Below are 16,507 nucleotides of genomic sequence, written 5' to 3'. Positions count from 1 at the left end.
TTTTCTTTGTTAGATAACGTAAACAAGTATTTACTTCGTTATTATCCGATAATGGTAAAAATACTTATTGTATAGATTGAATCTGATGAATACACAAAAGAAAATGGCTGAACCAAAGTCCAGCCATTTTGATATGATGTTGTTCGACGGATTACTCGCCCTGAATAGCTGCAACACCAGGAAGAACCTTACCCTCGATGGCTTCGAGCAATGCACCACCACCAGTAGAAATGTAAGATACCTTGTCGGTGAGACCGAACTTGGTGCAGCATGCAACAGAGTCACCTCCACCAATGAGAGAGAATGCACCTTCTGCTGTAGCGGCAGCAATGGCATCACCAATAGCTTTTGAACCAGCGGTGAACTCATCGCACTCGAATACACCAGCAGGACCATTCCACAGGATGGTCTTAGCACCCTTTATAGCCTCTGCAAACTTCTTCTGTGCCTCTGGACCTGCATCGAGACCTTCCATACCAGCAGGGATAGCATTTGAAGGATATACCTCAATTTTAGAATTGGGCTTAATGGTCATGGTAGCAAAGTCGAGGTTGTCGCAGCAAACAGCATCTGGAGCCATTACCAACTCTACACCCTTCTCAGCAGCAAGCTTCTCTACGTTGAGCGCTACATCGAGCTTATCCATCTCAACGATAGACTGACCGATCTCGCCACCATGTGCCTTAGCGAAGGTATAGGTCATACCACCACAGAGGATGAGCTTATCGGCTTTGCCGAGCAGATTCTCGATGATACCGATTTTTGAAGATACTTTTGAACCACCCATGATGGCTACGAATGGGCGCTTGATGTTGCCGAGAACGGCATCTACAGCAGCTACTTCCTTCTCCATGAGCAGACCGAGCATCTTGTTGTCGGCATCGAAATAGTCAGCGATAACAGCGGTAGAGGCATGCTTGCGGTGTGCAGTACCGAAAGCGTCCATAACATAGCAGTCAGCGTATGATGCCAAAGTCTTGGCAAATTCTTTCTGGCTGGCCTTCATAGCTTTCTTAGCCTCTTCGTATGCGGGATCCTCCTTGTCGATGCCTACGGGTTTGCCTTCCTCTTCAGGATAGTAGCGCAGGTTTTCGAGCAGGAGCACTTCGCCGGGCTTCAGTGCGGCAGCAGCCTCCTGAGCCTTTGCACAGTCGGGAGCAAACTTTACTTCGGGTACACCGAGTGCTGCAGCAACGGCGTCTTTAATCTGACCCAGTGAAAGTTCGGGCTTTACTTTTCCTTTGGGTTTGCCCATGTGTGACATGATGATGAGTGCACCACCTTCGTCGAGGATGAGCTTCAGTGTAGGAACAGCACCGCGAATACGAGTGTCGTCTGTGATCTTACCCTCTTTGAGGGGTACATTGAAATCTACACGGACAATAGCCTTTTTACCGGCAAAGTTGTAATCTTTGATTTTCATAATGCTTTATAATATTGTTAGTTGAATTTAATGTTTCCATTTAATCGCACGCAAAGTTACGAAAAAGATTAAACATTGCGGTTGTTTCGATAGATAATTTTAAGTTTTTTAGACGATTTACTGATATAATGTAAGGCGGAGTTGACAAAATGTAGTCAACTCCGCCTTTTTGCTATATTTTATAAGGAAGTTTGTTGTTTCTTATAGATTGATGTGCAGACGTGCTCCTACCACAATCCATGCACTGGGTTGCTCTACATTGCCGTAATCGACATAGTTGCGCGAAAAGATGTTGTTGGCTTGGGCATAGATGCTGTAAGTGGGTTGACTCCAAGTCAGTCTTGCATCAACGAGGTCGTAGGTATGGTAGGGCTTGGTGACGCCATCTACCGTGAGATATGTGCCTGTACGTTTCTGCATTCTGTAGTTGACAAGGAAACTCCAATGGTCGATAGGAGTCAGTTGAAGTGTTCCTACCAGTTTGTGGCGCAGATATTCCAGTTTTGACTGGCTCTCCAACTGATGTTCGTCGGCCTTGTCTTGGTCGTTGTAGCTATAGGCTACCGACAGATAGGACTGTGGCAGACGGAATAGATGTTCCAAATCGAGTCGAGCAGAAATTTCCGTTCCGATGTTGTTGACCTTGGTGAAGTTGACACTCTGCCATATTGGTTCTTCGGCTGTGGGGTCAAGCACCCAGTCGATGAGGTTACGGCTGTGGTGGTGATATATGCTGGCTTGAACCAAAAGTGCTGCAGAATAGAACTTGACGCCGCCTTCTAAGGCACGCAGTTCTTCGGGTTTGAGATACTTGTCTGCCTTGTGACCACCTACACTATAATAGAGTTCGGTGAACGAAGGCATACGTAGCGATGAGTTGTAGCTGGCATAGATTTTCCAGTGATCACCCAAGCGCACGCTGGCATCGACACCGGGATACAGTGTGAACGGCATTTCGTTCCAAGTGTTTTTGAATGCAATGAATCCTGCTGACAACGTGAATTGTCGCAGCAAGATATTATGCTCTAAGTGGAAACTGAGGTTTGAACGATTGAGTCCATATTTGTAGTCACGCTCTGTACCGTGGATGTGTACGGGTGTATTGAGTGGTTCGCCAAGATTACCACTGATGATGTCTTCATTACGGAATTCTGCACCGAAAGCAGTACGACCAAGTGGTGAATCAAACCAGCTGTTGAGACTTAGTCCGAACACATCGGTTCTGTGATAGTTGTAGGGCACAGCTTCTTCCGAACCGCGAATCAGTTCGAAGCGGTCTTGGCTACGGTTCCAATATACCGAAGGACGGAAATTGAGAGCGCCACAACGTGTTTCTCCTTGCAGTGCAGTGAAGAATTTGGTGGTACGCTCATACTGGTTATCGAACTTGGCGCTGTAGAATGTGTTGCTGCCAAAACCTTTGGAACTCAACCCTGCGTGCCAGTTGAGGTTCAATAGATTGCTGTCGTACCGTCCTTGATAGAACACTTTTCCTCCTTGATAGTCGCTATTCAGACTTCCAGCTTTAGAGCGACTATAGCCATCTGAACGTGTCATGCTGGCCGACAGACTCGAAGTGAGTGGCGAATTATCGGGGCGTAACACCAAACGACCACCGGCGGTGAGATAACCAAACGAACCACCTTCGGCATGTACATCGGCACACGATTGTTTCTCGCGCTTTGTCACGATGTTGATGGCACCTGCCAGAGATGACGTGCCATAGACACGGCCGGCAGGACCCTCAAGCACTTCAATGCGCTCAATCTCGCTGATATCTACAGGAAAATCGAATGCGTTGTGGCCAGTCTGTGGGTCACAGATGTTAATACCATTGAGCAGGATAGCAATTTGCTCCTGCGTTCCGCCACGAATACCAATGTCGGTCTGCGCACCAATAGGTCCGCGTTGACGCACATCGACACCGACGGCATACTTCAACAAGTCGTTAATACTTTGTACTGGCGCCGCTTGAATTTCGTCGCGACTCAGTACAGTAACCATTCTCGCAGCTTGCCCGTTGGCAAGTGGAGCGCGTGAGCCAGTCACCTCAACATCGTCGAGCTGAGCCTCTTTGGTGGTTGGGATAGAGTCGGTGGTTGCAGTATCGGATTCTTTTGCTGAAACTTCAGCAGCACTTGCAGATTGCAAGGTCGCTACGCTCAGCATTCCGATGGTAACCACACGTCCAACACAGGCAAAGAGAGCGTATCCCTTCCGTGAAAAATGACGGAAGCGGATGGCCTTGCGCTGATTGTAATTTGGTTTGTACATTGTGTGAAAAAAAATAAAACGGCGCAAAGGTACTATTTTTTTTTGTATTTTTGCACCCAAATTGTGTAAAACAGATAAAGGAATGAAAGATTCAGTATTGATTTTGAGTGGCGGTATGGATAGCGTCACCTTATTATATGATGAGCACGAACGCATAGCGCTTGCCATCTCGTTTGACTATGGTAGTAACCACAACGCCAAGGAAATTCCGTTTGCCCAACTGCATTGTAAACGCTTGGGCATACCCCATGTAATCATTCCCCTCGACTTTATGGGGAAGTATTTCAAGAGTTCTTTGTTGGAAGGTGCCGATGCTATTCCTGAAGGTCATTATGATGATGACAATATGAAATCGACAGTAGTGCCGTTTCGCAACGGTATCATGCTTTCCATTGCCGTTGGTGTGGCAGAAAGTCACTCGTTGGCTTATGTCATGATGGCTAATCATGGCGGTGACCATACTATCTATCCCGATTGTCGTCCAGAATTTGTTGAGGCTTTCGATGCAGCTGCTAAAGCAGGAACATTTGTTGGCGTAAGGCTGCGTTCGCCTTATACCAACATGACCAAAGCGGATATTGCCCGACGTGGAAAAGAACTCGGCATAGATTATTCAGAAACGTGGAGTTGCTATAAGGGTACTGAGCACCATTGTGGAAAATGTGGTACTTGTGTGGAGCGTCGCGAAGCATTAGCAGAGGCTGGTATTGAGGATACTACCGTTTATGATGACTGATATGATGTGGAAATGTCCATGCGATAGTGATATAGAGATATTCAACTGTTGAATCTATTGTGATTCTATTAGGCGAAGATACAAATAATTCGATTTTTTAAAATATTCGACCACTCGATCACAAATGTAAGTGTTTGCTATATAGGTGAATATGCTTTTTGTATGGCCGTGTGGTCGAAATTTTTCTAAAACTCAAATTTCTGTATTATCCAAACAAGGCTCTTAATGCCTCTTCTACTTTGCGCACCGGGACAAGGTCTATGTGGAATTTCTTTTGATTCAGTCCACTGAGGTTGTAGCGGGGGATGATGATATGTTGGAATCCCAACTTTTCAGCCTCGGAAATGCGTTGTTCGATGCGAGCCACTGGGCGCACTTCGCCACTAAGACCTACCTCGCCTGCCATACACCAACCTTCTTCTATTGGTGTATCGACATTGCTACTCAGTACAGCGGCAATGACTGATAGGTCCATAGCCATGTCGGTGACGCGAAGACCACCGGCGATATTCAGGAAAACGTCTTTTTGCATTAGTTTAAAGCCTACGCGTTTCTCTAAAACAGCCAATAGCATGTTCAGACGACGCTGGTCGAAACCAGTGGCAGAGCGCTGTGGCGTGCCGTATGCAGCCGATGAAACCAGAGCCTGTGTTTCAACCAAAAATGGGCGAACACCCTCGATGGCGGATGAAATGGCAACACCCGAAAGACCGTCGTGGTCTTCGGTGAGCAACAGTTCGGAAGGGTTTGCCACCTGGCGCAAACCAGATTGTTGCATCTCGTAGATACCCAGTTCGCTGGTGCTGCCAAAGCGATTTTTTATGCTGCGAAGAATGCGATACATATAATGTTGGTCACCCTCAAACTGCACCACTGTATCTACAATGTGTTCGAGAATCTTCGGTCCAGCCAGTGTGCCCTCTTTAGTGATATGGCCAATAAGAATGACAGGCACACCGCTGGTCTTTGCAAAACGAAGTAGCGATGAGGCACATTCACGAACTTGCGATATGCTACCAGCAGAACTCTCCACATCTTCGGTGGAAATAGTCTGTATGGAGTCTATAATGACCACTTCGGGTTGTACATCACGAATATGTTCAAAGATAGCCTCCAATGAGTTCTCGCATAGTATCAGGAAATTGTCGCTTTCTTCATGTGGAATACGTTCAGCGCGCATTTTCAACTGGTGAGCACTTTCTTCACCACTGACATAGAGCACACGGCGATCGGTCAGGTGGAGCATGGTCTGCAAGGATAAGGTAGATTTGCCAATACCCGGTTCGCCACCCAGTAATACAATGCTACCTGGTACAAGACCGCCACCCAGTACACGGTTCAGTTCGTTATCGTGCAGATCGATGCGAGGATCGTCCTTTGCACTGATGTCGCGCAGGGTCAGTGTTTTGCTTTTACGCAACTGATGTCCTACAGACGCAGCAGCCGACGCTGCCTGTTGGCGCGTGTCAGTCACACGGATTTCCTTGAATGTGTTCCACTGTCCACATGATGGGCATTTGCCAATCCACTTTGCCGATTCTTGTCCGCAGTTAGAGCAGACGTATGCTATCTTATCCTTTGCCATAATAGGCACAAAGTTAGTGATTTTTTTTCGGTGTTACAAAATTTATTCGTACTTTTGCATGCAAATGATTAACATGAGAACAATTATACCCGCTTTGGTTCTTGTGCTGCTTGTAGCAGCATGTGGACAATCGTATGAGGAAACGAAGAAACTGACACGCAAACAGCGTGTTGAAGCAATGCGCAAAGATTCGGCAGCGCTGAAGATTGCAGTTATGCCCACCATGGACTGTCTGCCTATCTTTGTAGCCCAACACCACCAATTATATGATACGCTGAACGGCGGTGTCAGATTGAAATACTTTATGGCGCAGATGGATTGTGATACAGCCATTGAGCGTGGAAGAGTGGAAGGTGTAATGACCGATTTGATAAGAGCAACCCGTATGACTCGTCAAGGTACGGCATTGAGATATATGGCGGCTACTAATGCCTATTGGCAACTTGTAGCCAATCGTCATGCACGTCTCAAACATCTCAAACAGCTGGATGATAAAATGGTGGCAATGACGCGCTATTCTGTTACTGACTGGCTTTGCGACTATGTGGTTGATTCAACTAAAATCAAGTCGGAAAAGCTCTTCCGAGTGCAAATCAACGATGTGGATGTGCGTTTGCAAATGCTTCGCAACAATGAACTCGATGCTTTTTTCATGACCGAACCGCAGGCTACGGCAGCAAGGATTGGCAAAAACAATGTATTGCTTGATACGCGGAAGATAGATGCATGGATGGGTGTACTTGCTTTCAGAGAAGTGGAGATGCGTCGTCCAGAGCGCCATCGTCAGCTTGAACTCTTTATGAAAGCCTATAATGCAGCATGTGACTCTATCAATAAATATGGTGTGAAGCACTATAAACCGCTGATAGTAAAATACTGCAGGACAACCGAGCAGGTAGTTGACTCTCTACCAGAAATGAAATATCGCCATGCTGCTGGTGTCAGAGACAAGGATGTGGCACGTGCGGAGAATTGGTGGAAGAAAAAACATTAACGATAAAAATGCCGATGACCGACAAAACTTCTTTGCTGGGCAGCCATTTGGCAAGGGTAGCCATACCACTTAGATACGGAAGTGTAGGTATGGCCATTGCAGAAATGGAGAATTTGCTGGCAGCGTGGCCACAGGTGCATACTGCCCAAAAACTTGATGCCATTAAGGACGAATATAGTCAACTGTGCACTGATTGGCAGGACAATATGGATGTGCCCGTCTATAAGGAAATCTATCAGAAATTGTTGCAACGTGTCTTTGTGCTTTATGCCAATCTCGCATTGTATGATAAAATTAGCAATACACAAAATCTCGCAGCCATACACGCAGAGGTAAGAAGCCAAAAAGCAAAACTCTCTATTGGGCAAATGCGACAAGAATTGGAATCCTTTGTGGCAGATACCGCCATGCTGTCGCTCGAACAGCCACATGTCAGAGAACAGAAGAGCCGACAACTCTATGCGGAGCACCAAAATCGTATAAATAATCTTTTCAACTTCTTGTTGACTACCAATTCATGGCCAGCTTCGGTGGGGCAAGATATAGAGGAACTGTTGCTCTCACCTGCAGTTGATACAAACGATCAGCAGATATTGGTATCGGCAATTACGCTATCGTTGCTCATCCAGTTTGATATTGTAAAATTCAAAACCATGATTCGTGTCTATCGCCATGGCACCGACGAGGCTGTGCGGCAAAGAGCACTTGTGGGATGGGTGCTGGGAATGGACGAACAGTGGAATAAGGTATATCCGGAACAGCGCCAAATGATAGAAGAACTCTTGCAGTCAGACACCATATGTCGTGAACTTACCGAACTGCAGATGCAGATGGTCTATTGTATGGGTACGGAGCGCGATGCAACAAAAATACAACAGGAAATAATTCCAGATATACTGAAAAATAAACCGCTACACATCAAACCTGAGGCGCTTGAAGAGGAAGATATCGAAGAGATGATCCATCCGGAAGAGTTTGATGATAAAATGCAGAAGATGGAAGAATCGTTTGGACGCATGGTGGATATGCAGAAACAAGGCTCGGATGTATTCTTCGGTGGTTTCTCACAGATGAAACGTTTCGATTTCTTCCGAGATATGAGCAATTGGTTTGTACCTTTTTTTATAGACCATCCGCAGTTGCAATCCTTCAAAGCGGCATGCGATAAGCATCCATTCCTCCGACAGATAGTGGCAAATGGCGAGTTTTGCAATAGTGACAAATACTCGATGGCATTAGGCTTTGAGAAGTTTGTCCATGCAATGCCTGCCGAAGTGTTGAAAACTATGGACCAGGGAGATGTTCCGCTGGATATGCTCAACCAGGGTATTAAGCCCACTGCTGAACGATTGCGCCGATCATATCTTATGGACCTTTATCGTTTTTTCCGCCTTTATTCCTATCGTAGCGAATATCGCAACCCATTTCATGTAACCGATGACCACGAAATGGGTGAATGTCTCTTTATGGATCGAGATGTATTTAGAGACTCAAAGATAGAGCCGCTTAAGGATGATGTAGTGCAACTGTTGCGCCGACGCAAGATGGCGGAAAGTAGCAGAAGATTGCTCGACAGTTATGCAGAAAGTCATCGCGGATTGCAGTATTATCTGTGGATAGGTGACTACGAGAAGGCTTATGAGTGTGATTCCAATAATGAACGCGCTGAAGCAGGCTATGCCCGACAGTTGTTTGGCAATGCCGACTATGAGAAGGCAGAACAACTCTACGATCGACTGATAGCACAATGCCCAGAGAAAATGGGCTATATGCTCAATAAGTCTGTGTGTCTGTTATATCAGAAACGATATGAAGAAAGTCTTCAACTACTCTATCGCCTCAATTATGAACACCCCGATGATGCTGCCGTGATGCGCATATTGGCATGGACTCTGGTTTGTGACCATCGGGAGCAACAGGCTGATACTTTCTACCAACGGCTGATAAAGATGGAGATGATGCAAGCAGACGATTATCTGAACCATGGTTATTGTCTTTGGTTGCAACGAAAGGTAAAGGATGCTGTCGATAGTTTTAGAAAGCATCTTTCATTGATAGATAAGAAAATCTATGATGTTGATTATTTCGACCGACAGATGTTAGGTGAAAGAGGTATTGACCCTACGGAGATACAGTTTATGCTCGACCTTGTATTCTCCTAACAACAGATATTCATAAGCTAAGTATATTCGTCCCAAATGTTGTCAGCGTTTCTCCTGACAGCATTTTGGATTATTTTGATTGTGTTATATTATAGGGATTATGGATATACCCGTTATCGGTTGATGTAACCGTCTAATACGGGTTTCAACTTATGGTAACACCAGGTCCATCCTAATGGGATGCCAACTCCTGCTATGGCATAAAGTATCCAGAAATAATCTTCCTTGGCATTGTAGTGGATTACCATGTGACAACCGATTTGTGCGAAATCCAAATCATAGTAGGCAATCTTCAATAGACTTACAACCTTGTAGCTGATGATATGGAATACGAAGATGGGCAGGGTGTGGTCACCGCAATATACAAGAAAACGATGGATACGTCCAGGATGACGGTCAAGCCATCGTGCGATATTATAGGTCATAAGAAAACCACAAAAGGCTGGAATCGGAAGTGATAAAAACTGTGTGTAGGTGGAACGCCAGTTCATGTTGGCAGTGAGATAATGGGAAAACAACCATACTACAACACCAAACACAAGTGTTGACCACCATGTGGCTTTATAATGTCCTTCCCATTGGCGAAACAGAAATCCGCATCCGAAGAAGAACATACCCATCAATTCTCTGTAACCTCCTTGTACCAAAGTGATAATGCGAAGGCCTTCATAGGCTTTCCATCCTGCAAGCAGTAATGCAATCAAGCATACCAAGAGCGTGGTAATGACTGTTCGGTGGTTACAGATTACCAGCCTTATTCTTGAACTCCATGTAGTATTGTCAGTTGTATTGCCCGCTGTATGCTGTTGCAGCGTGCTGTCTGTCCAACCTATAATTCTATTTGAAATCTTATAGCAAACCAAGAAACCGATACTTGCTACAAGCAGACCACGGAAAAACCAGAATGCTCCACACAGAAACTCATCATATCCCCCCATAGCAGTAAAGATAGTCCAAAGGTTTTGTTGTATGCGATGAGGACTATAGGGATGGGTCACTCCACCGGTCCAGTTGCCGTATTGCTCATTGAGAATACCGATGTCAAACATCGTGTTGTGGAGGATAAGGAAGAATACCGACCATGTGACAAAAGGAAGATATAGTCCTTTGAAGCGTTTTTTGACAAAGGTCGCCTCGTCGTTGATGTATCGCACAGAGAAGAAATAGCCAGCTGTTATAAAAAACAGTGGCATGTGGAATTCATAAAGAAACGCTCCTAAAGCATCGGGACAGTCGGCATGTCCGATGACCATCAGTATGATGGCCAATGCTTTGCAAATGGATATGACAGTATTATGTGGCATAGAAATGGAGTTAGAGTAGTGGAGCTAAGAGATGGGCAAACTTACCAACGAATCTCTGCCATGGGGTACGGAATTGTTTCCATGTTGTTGGAGTTAGTAAGAAACTCTTTTTTGTATCGCGTATAAACATCTCATCAAGTTCGCGTGTGGTACAACGATCTACGATGACTGCATTCTCTTCAAAGTCACATTTCAAACTTCTGGCATCGAGATTGGTACTACCTACCGTGCAGTAACGTCCGTCAACCATCATGATTTTAGAATGGTGGAAACCGGGTTTATACATCCATACAGTGGCACCACGCTTCATCAGTTTATGTGCCTGATAGTAGGCACAGTCTGGTGTAAGGGGAATGTCACTTTTCGCTGACTGTATGATTTCAACCTTTACACCTCTGCGGATAGCACGTGTCAATGCTTTTGTCACTTTGGGAATGAGTGTGAAGTAGGGATTGATAATCTTGATAGAATCTTGTGCCTGATTGATGGCATTAATATAAAAGGTACGCATAATTGCTGGCGTACGATAGGGCTCACGGTTGATAATAGCTACTGTCTTTCGGCCTGCTGTTGCTGTCGTATCGGGCTTGAGTCCTACAAATTTTGTGTCTGTACCGCCACGATAGTATTTTGCGCCATGTACATTTTCGCCAGTAGTACGGTTCCATATTCTGATAAATATGGCTTGCAGTTCGTTGACGGCATCGCCTTCTATTCTACAGTGCATATCGCGCCATTCCCCTACTTGTTTCGTACCTTTTATATAATAGTCTGCCACATTCATTCCACCTGTATAAGCCACTTTACCATCGATAACTACAATTTTTCGATGGTCGCGACCGAAGATATGGTTAATCCAAGGGAAGCGGATAGGGGAGTATTCTACGATATTGATACTGTCGGCACGCAATTTCTTAAGGTGACGTTTGCGTAGCGGCTGGTTATTGGAGTCGTTGCCGAATCCATCGAACATGGCTCTTACTTCAACACCTTCGCGACGTTTCTCTCTGAGAATATCAAAGAGTAACGATGCGATACTGTCGTTGCGGAAGTTGAAATACTCCAGGTGGATGCTGCTTTTTGCTTGTCGGATAGCTTTGAACATATCGTCGAATTTCTCCTGTCCCGACATGAGTAGTGTTACACTATTGTCGTGGGAGAAGCGTATTCCGTTTGCTTTGAGTGTACGAACAATCAGCGAGTCGCTCGTTTGAGCACTCGCTGATAGTGATAGTAGGAAAAACAGGGTTAGAACCTTATGTCGTAACATGTTTGTTTTCTTGCTGCTTGCTGGATTGTTTTGTTACTATTACTTGCTGTGTTTCATTCGGTACTCCAGTGGAGTCATGCCATACTTGGATTGGAAGATATTGATAAAGTTTTCGGCAGTCATGAATCCGATGTTGATAGCCAGCTCATTGAGGTTGAGGTTGGTATTGACCAGCAGTGTGCAGGCATGTTTCAGTCGAATTTCGCGAACCAGTTCGGCAGGTGTCTTGGTTGTGATATTGCGTATCTTATGGAAGAAAGGTACACGTCCCATACCCATCGCCGAAGCCATCTCTTCTACGCTGATTTGTCCGCGGCTCATATTTTGCAGTACATATTGTTCCACATTTCTCATGAGTTGTTGGTCCATGATGCTACTCATAGAGTAGTCGCCGATAGTACCGTCCCCATAGTATTGACGTGCAATTTCCTTGCCGCTCTGTACGGGGTTGTCTTCTTGCTTCTGCTCTTGCTCGTCAGTTGTTGACGGCTCAGGAGTTGTAGCTTCTTCATCAATCGGCTTTCTACTGGGTTTGCTGGTCAACGTAGCTGTCGTCATGCTGGAGTTCTGACTCTCCAGTCGGCGTGTTTCATAGCCTTCGATAGTGTCGTGAGCTACCAGAGCGGCACCCAGTCCGAGTAGTACGTTGAAACGTGAAACAGCCTCTTGTACGTTAAACGGTTTAGCAATATAATCGTCAGCCGAGAGCGTGATATTATTGTTGTTCATATCTTCCTGAGACATCACTTGATCTGTCAATAGTACGAATTTGATGCGCTCGGTACGTGGATTACTCTTCAACTGGTTGCAGAGCATACTACCTGTCATATAGTTCATGTCATCTTTGCAGACAATGAGGTCAGGGTGCAATGCTTCCACTTCAGCCCGTGCTTTCTTAATATCATCATAGAGATGTAGATGGTAAATTTCGCGCAGATGGGCTTTGAGGAACAACAAAAACTCGTGGTTATCATCGATTATCATCACGTGAATATCCTGTTGAGTGGTAGTTTCGATGCGTATAGGCTTGATATCTGCCGTCAGTGCAGGAGCTTCTACTTGCGACAAATCGAGACTACCTCTTGCACCCAACTCCAGTCTGTCATGGGTTTTGTTCTCGGCTTTTTCTTCCGGATGCTCCAGTGTAGTTTGCATTTCTGAGATACGGGTGATGACCTGTAGCATTTGGAAGTGGAGAGAGTTGAGTTGTTCTTTTCCTTCAAGAGAGTGTTCCTGTTCAGAAAGATTTCCGATGATTGTTGTCATTCTGGCCATAGGTTGACGTAGGTCATCACTTGCCAGTTTTATTTCTTCACGCTGTCGTTTCAGTTCGTCTATAACGGTGCGTTTGTGGAGCATCAGTGTTCTCATCTTCTTGAATCCATATCGCCAAGTGCATAGTATGATGATGGCGATGACAACGTAGATGGTGAGCATCCACCATGACAACCACCATGGGCGGTCGATAACAATTTCGAGGGTACGTTCTTTATTGCTGACAGCACCATTGGCGCTTACTGCTTTAACGTGAAGGGTGTATGTTCCACTGCTGAGATTGCGGAATTTCACACCGTGAAGCAGTGCATCGCCGTTGCGCCAGTAGTTGTCGCGTCCTTCCATCCAGTACATGAACTGCAGGCGCTCGCCTTGGTTGTAGTTACCTGCAGCGAATTTGATGGTGAAGTTGTTTTGACCATTCTTCAGTTCAATGCGCCCGCTCTCGTTGAGAGCTTGTACGAGAATCACATGTCCATCGTATTCATGACCTATCTGTATTTCCTCTTCTCCTACAAAGAGCTGTGTGAGCATCACTTTTGGTAAACGTTCCTGGTCGTTCTTGCCCGATTGTCTTGCCCAGTTCACTCCATAGAGACCTCCGAAGAGCACATTTCCGTCTGCTTTAGTGAGTATGGCACCCATATTAAACTCATTGCTTTGCAGTCCGTCGCTGGTATTGTAGTTGTAGAGACCATAGTTGAATGTACCATTTTCATGGTTACGCTGCACTACGATACGGCTAATACCATTGCTTGTGGTCACCCATAGGTTGTGGTTTTTATCTTCTGTAATACCGCATATAGAGTTGTTGCAGAGTCCGTTCTTCTCTGTGAGATAGTTGAGCGTGTCGTTTTCCAAGTTCAGAATATTCAAACCTTCGCGTGTTCCAACCCAGATCAATCCTCTTGAGTCTTCGTATACCTGTGTGATATAGTTGTTGGTAAACGTTTTTAGATTTGATTTGTTTCCTGTCAGCACGGTTTTGTCACGTGTAGAGAGGTTCAATACGATAAGACCTTCTGCCGTTCCTGCCAGCATTGTGTTGTTTTTCCCGTAGAACAGACAGGTCACATTGTTGGTGTTGAGCATACCATTTTCACGTGTATATGAGGAGAAGGTATTCATCTGTGGGTTGAATACCTGCAGTCCACCGTTGGTTGCAATCCATACGTTGCCGAACTTATCGCTGGTTAGTGCATTGACATGGTCATCGATCAGCGTCTTTGCACTATCACGGGCAACAGAGAAGATCTTAGCATATCCATCTTTGATGCGAGTCAGTCCGTTCTGTCGTGAACCCACCCAAAGGCTTCCGTCAGAGGTTGTTGTCATGCACGAAACCTTCTGGCTGGCAAGAGTTCCCTCGTAGCCTATTACACCATGGTCACTTGTACCAAACCATATGCGACCGCTGTTGTCCTGTGCGATGGCAGTGATATCGCCATTGAAATTGCTTTGGAATTTATAGATGTTGTCGCCGTAGAATGCTACACCCGATTTCTCTGTTCCCACCCAAAGCAGGTCAGTATCATCTACGTATAGGCTTTGTATGCCGATAGTTTCCTGTTGTGTGCGTGCATCGATACCGTTGGTGGGACGTACAGGTTCCATGATTTGTGCCTCAGTATTTGTTCTGATGAGTCCCATACGGTCTGTACCTATCCATATATTTCCAGCTTTGTCGCCCACTATGCCATTGACGCTGTGATCCACCGATACACCAGTGAGTCCCAGTTGATTGCCTATGGTAGTATCCCAAGTGTTAGAGGTTTTATTGTAGCGCATCAGTGTGCCTTGTCCGTAGAGCCATATCACATCGTTTTTGTCAGCAAAGACTTTGAGTGAAGAGGTATGGCGCAGATGTTGTTGAGCAATAAAGTCAGTCTGCCATACGGTATGCTGTTGGTGCATTACGTCGCAGCAAACCAGTCGACCATCGTTGTACACGATGACTGCGCCATCTCGACATTCACCGATTGAACATATAGTTCCCTGTGGCACGCCGTGTGCGTCGTTGGTATAACCAAATTCATAGAGCAATTGTTGTTGCATGTTATAGGCTACCACACCTTTGTTTGGAATGGCAGCCCACAGGTTTTTGTGTCTATCGAAATATACCACGGTGGGTTGTCCTTCAATGCCCATAGCGGTATAAACCTGTTTCATATCTCGTTCGAATGTTTCTGTTTGTGGGTGATAGACGCAGAATCCAGTGAGGGTTTGCACCCAGATGTTACCGTCCAATGCTTCCTGCAGACTGATGATATAGCTGTCGGGTAGTGATGAACCATCCTGTGAGTTGCTCTGAAAACTCTTAAAGGTATAGCCATCGTAGCGGTATAGCCCCGCAGGTGTTCCCATCCATACATATCCTCTTGAGTCTTTAAGTATGCAGTTAATCTGACTACTGGTCAGTCCGTTGCGCACATCAAGCGTTTTAAACAAATAGATGCCGGCTGCTGCGATTGGCATGGCCAGCATGAGGATGATTAATAGTTTTTTCAGCACTTTCATTGTCAGTATCTGTTATTACAATACGCAAGCATAACGGTCAACGACTCCCAAAAGTTGGTTTTGTTCATTGACCACGAGCACGTTATGTATTTTGTTTTGATTCATTATTTTCTGTACTTCAGAGATTTTGGCTTGTGGCGAAACCTTCTTTGGCGTACGTGTCATGATGTCTGCCACAGTGCGGTCGAAGAATTCGGCCTGCCATCTTTCCATGGCGCGTCGAATGTCACCATCGGTGATAAGTCCGGCAATTTGTCCGTCTACGATAGCTATTCCCAGTCCGAGTTTACCTTTGCTTACCAGTATAATGGCATCGCCCAAATGCATATCGGGTGATAGGATAGGGAGTTTTTCGGTAATCATCACATCTTGTGCAGTGGTCAGTAATCGCTTGCCGAGTTCGCCACCGGGATGGAATTGTGCAAAGTCTTGTGGTCGGAAATGGCGTTTTTCCATCAGTGCCACAGCCAGTGCATCGCCCATAACAAGTGTTGCCGTTGTGCTGCTGGTTGGTGCGAGATTGAGTGGACAAGCCTCTTTTTTTACTGCGACATTGAGGTGACAGGTGGAGTATTTTGCAAGTAATGACGTTGGGTTACCACTCATTCCTATGATAGGAATCTCCATGTGGAGTACCATTGGTATGAAGCGTAGCAGTTCGTCGGTCTGTCCTGAATTGGAAATGGCGAGTACCACATCGCCTTTCGACATGACGCCAAGGTCGCCATGATATACATCGAGTGGATTGATGAAAAACGACGGTGTGCCTGTAGATGCCAGTGTGGCAGCAATCTTTGCACCGATGTGTCCGCTTTTGCCAACACCGGTGACAATCACTTTTCCATGGCAGTCGTAGATGAGTTCTACGGCTTTGTCGAAGTTGTCATCCAGTTGTGGTATCATGTCGAGCACAGCCTGTGCCTCGTCTTTAATACATTGTATGGCGTATTCTCTTGTTGTCATTGAT

General features: G+C 45.6%; 10 protein-coding genes. 3 read left to right on the top strand and 7 right to left on the bottom strand.

Annotated features, from left to right (window positions below; translation table 11 throughout):
- Positions 1-151: 151 nt before the first annotated feature.
- On the bottom strand, positions 152-1,423 hold the full coding sequence (gene pgk / locus CIK96_RS08450) for a phosphoglycerate kinase (RefSeq protein WP_094389632.1): 1,272 nt from the start codon (positions 1,421-1,423) through the stop codon (positions 152-154).
- Between the two features lie 201 nt (positions 1,424-1,624).
- On the bottom strand, positions 1,625-3,697 hold the full coding sequence (locus CIK96_RS08445; RefSeq protein ID WP_094440328.1) for a TonB-dependent siderophore receptor: 2,073 nt from the start codon (positions 3,695-3,697) through the stop codon (positions 1,625-1,627).
- A gap of 82 nt (positions 3,698-3,779) precedes the next feature.
- On the opposite strand from CIK96_RS08445, the gene queC reads away from it, so the two are divergent.
- Positions 3,780-4,433: a 7-cyano-7-deazaguanine synthase QueC gene (queC, locus tag CIK96_RS08440; RefSeq protein WP_094440327.1), complete on the top strand. Its 654-nt coding sequence runs from the start codon at positions 3,780-3,782 to the stop codon at positions 4,431-4,433.
- 205 nt (positions 4,434-4,638) lie between these two features.
- On the opposite strand, the gene radA is transcribed toward queC, so the two are convergent.
- Positions 4,639-6,018, bottom strand: a complete 1,380-nt coding sequence (radA, locus tag CIK96_RS08435; RefSeq protein ID WP_094389629.1) for a DNA repair protein RadA — start codon at positions 6,016-6,018, stop codon at positions 4,639-4,641.
- A gap of 73 nt (positions 6,019-6,091) precedes the next feature.
- Here radA and CIK96_RS08430 point away from each other — a divergent pair, with 73 nt between their 5' ends.
- Both CIK96_RS08430 and CIK96_RS08425 read left to right on the top strand, forming a co-directional pair.
- A complete protein-coding gene (locus CIK96_RS08430) occupies positions 6,092-7,012 on the top strand; it encodes an ABC transporter substrate-binding protein (RefSeq protein ID WP_254047107.1) in 921 nt (306 codons plus the stop codon).
- Positions 7,013-7,026: 14 nt separating this feature from the next.
- Positions 7,027-9,174, top strand: coding sequence for a M48 family metallopeptidase (locus tag CIK96_RS08425; protein ID WP_094440325.1), 2,148 nt, complete (start codon positions 7,027-7,029; stop codon positions 9,172-9,174).
- Between the two features lie 113 nt (positions 9,175-9,287).
- On the opposite strand, the gene CIK96_RS08420 is transcribed toward CIK96_RS08425, so the two are convergent.
- The 4 genes from CIK96_RS08420 to CIK96_RS08405 are packed head-to-tail and all read right to left on the bottom strand — an operon-like array spanning position 9,288 to position 16,503.
- On the bottom strand, positions 9,288-10,478 hold the full coding sequence (locus CIK96_RS08420) for an acyltransferase family protein (protein ID WP_094389626.1): 1,191 nt from the start codon (positions 10,476-10,478) through the stop codon (positions 9,288-9,290).
- Positions 10,479-10,488: 10 nt separating this feature from the next.
- Positions 10,489-11,748 (bottom strand): phosphatidylserine/phosphatidylglycerophosphate/cardiolipin synthase family protein, encoded by a 1,260-nt coding sequence (locus CIK96_RS08415; RefSeq protein WP_094440324.1) that lies wholly within the window; start codon positions 11,746-11,748, stop codon positions 10,489-10,491.
- Positions 11,749-11,787: 39 nt separating this feature from the next.
- A complete protein-coding gene (locus CIK96_RS08410) occupies positions 11,788-15,540 on the bottom strand; it encodes a two-component regulator propeller domain-containing protein (RefSeq protein WP_094440323.1) in 3,753 nt (1,250 codons plus the stop codon).
- Between the two features lie 15 nt (positions 15,541-15,555).
- On the bottom strand, positions 15,556-16,503 hold the full coding sequence (locus CIK96_RS08405) for an SIS domain-containing protein (protein WP_094436358.1): 948 nt from the start codon (positions 16,501-16,503) through the stop codon (positions 15,556-15,558).
- Positions 16,504-16,507 lie beyond the last annotated feature (4 nt).

This window comes from Prevotella sp. P4-98 (genome assembly GCF_002251405.1).
GTDB lineage: Bacteria > Bacteroidota > Bacteroidia > Bacteroidales > Bacteroidaceae > Prevotella.
Note: the sequence above shows the minus strand (reverse complement) of the source record. Positions and strands in the feature narration are given on the sequence as shown.

Excerpts from the sequence above, each read along its gene's own strand:
- pgk (WP_094389632.1), bottom strand. The coding sequence starts at position 1,423 with ATGAAAATCAAAGATTACAACTTTGCCGGTAAAAAGGCTATTGTCCGT.
- CIK96_RS08430 (WP_254047107.1), top strand. The coding sequence starts at position 6,092 with ATGAGAACAATTATACCCGCTTTGGTTCTTGTGCTGCTTGTAGCAGCA.
- queC (WP_094440327.1), top strand. The coding sequence starts at position 3,780 with ATGAAAGATTCAGTATTGATTTTGAGTGGCGGTATGGATAGCGTCACC.
- CIK96_RS08445 (WP_094440328.1), bottom strand. The coding sequence starts at position 3,697 with ATGTACAAACCAAATTACAATCAGCGCAAGGCCATCCGCTTCCGTCAT.
- CIK96_RS08420 (WP_094389626.1), bottom strand. The coding sequence starts at position 10,478 with ATGCCACATAATACTGTCATATCCATTTGCAAAGCATTGGCCATCATA.
- CIK96_RS08410 (WP_094440323.1), bottom strand. The coding sequence starts at position 15,540 with ATGAAAGTGCTGAAAAAACTATTAATCATCCTCATGCTGGCCATGCCA.
- radA (WP_094389629.1), bottom strand. The coding sequence starts at position 6,018 with ATGGCAAAGGATAAGATAGCATACGTCTGCTCTAACTGCGGACAAGAA.
- CIK96_RS08405 (WP_094436358.1), bottom strand. The coding sequence starts at position 16,503 with ATGACAACAAGAGAATACGCCATACAATGTATTAAAGACGAGGCACAG.
- CIK96_RS08415 (WP_094440324.1), bottom strand. The coding sequence starts at position 11,748 with ATGTTACGACATAAGGTTCTAACCCTGTTTTTCCTACTATCACTATCA.
- CIK96_RS08425 (WP_094440325.1), top strand. The coding sequence starts at position 7,027 with ATGACCGACAAAACTTCTTTGCTGGGCAGCCATTTGGCAAGGGTAGCC.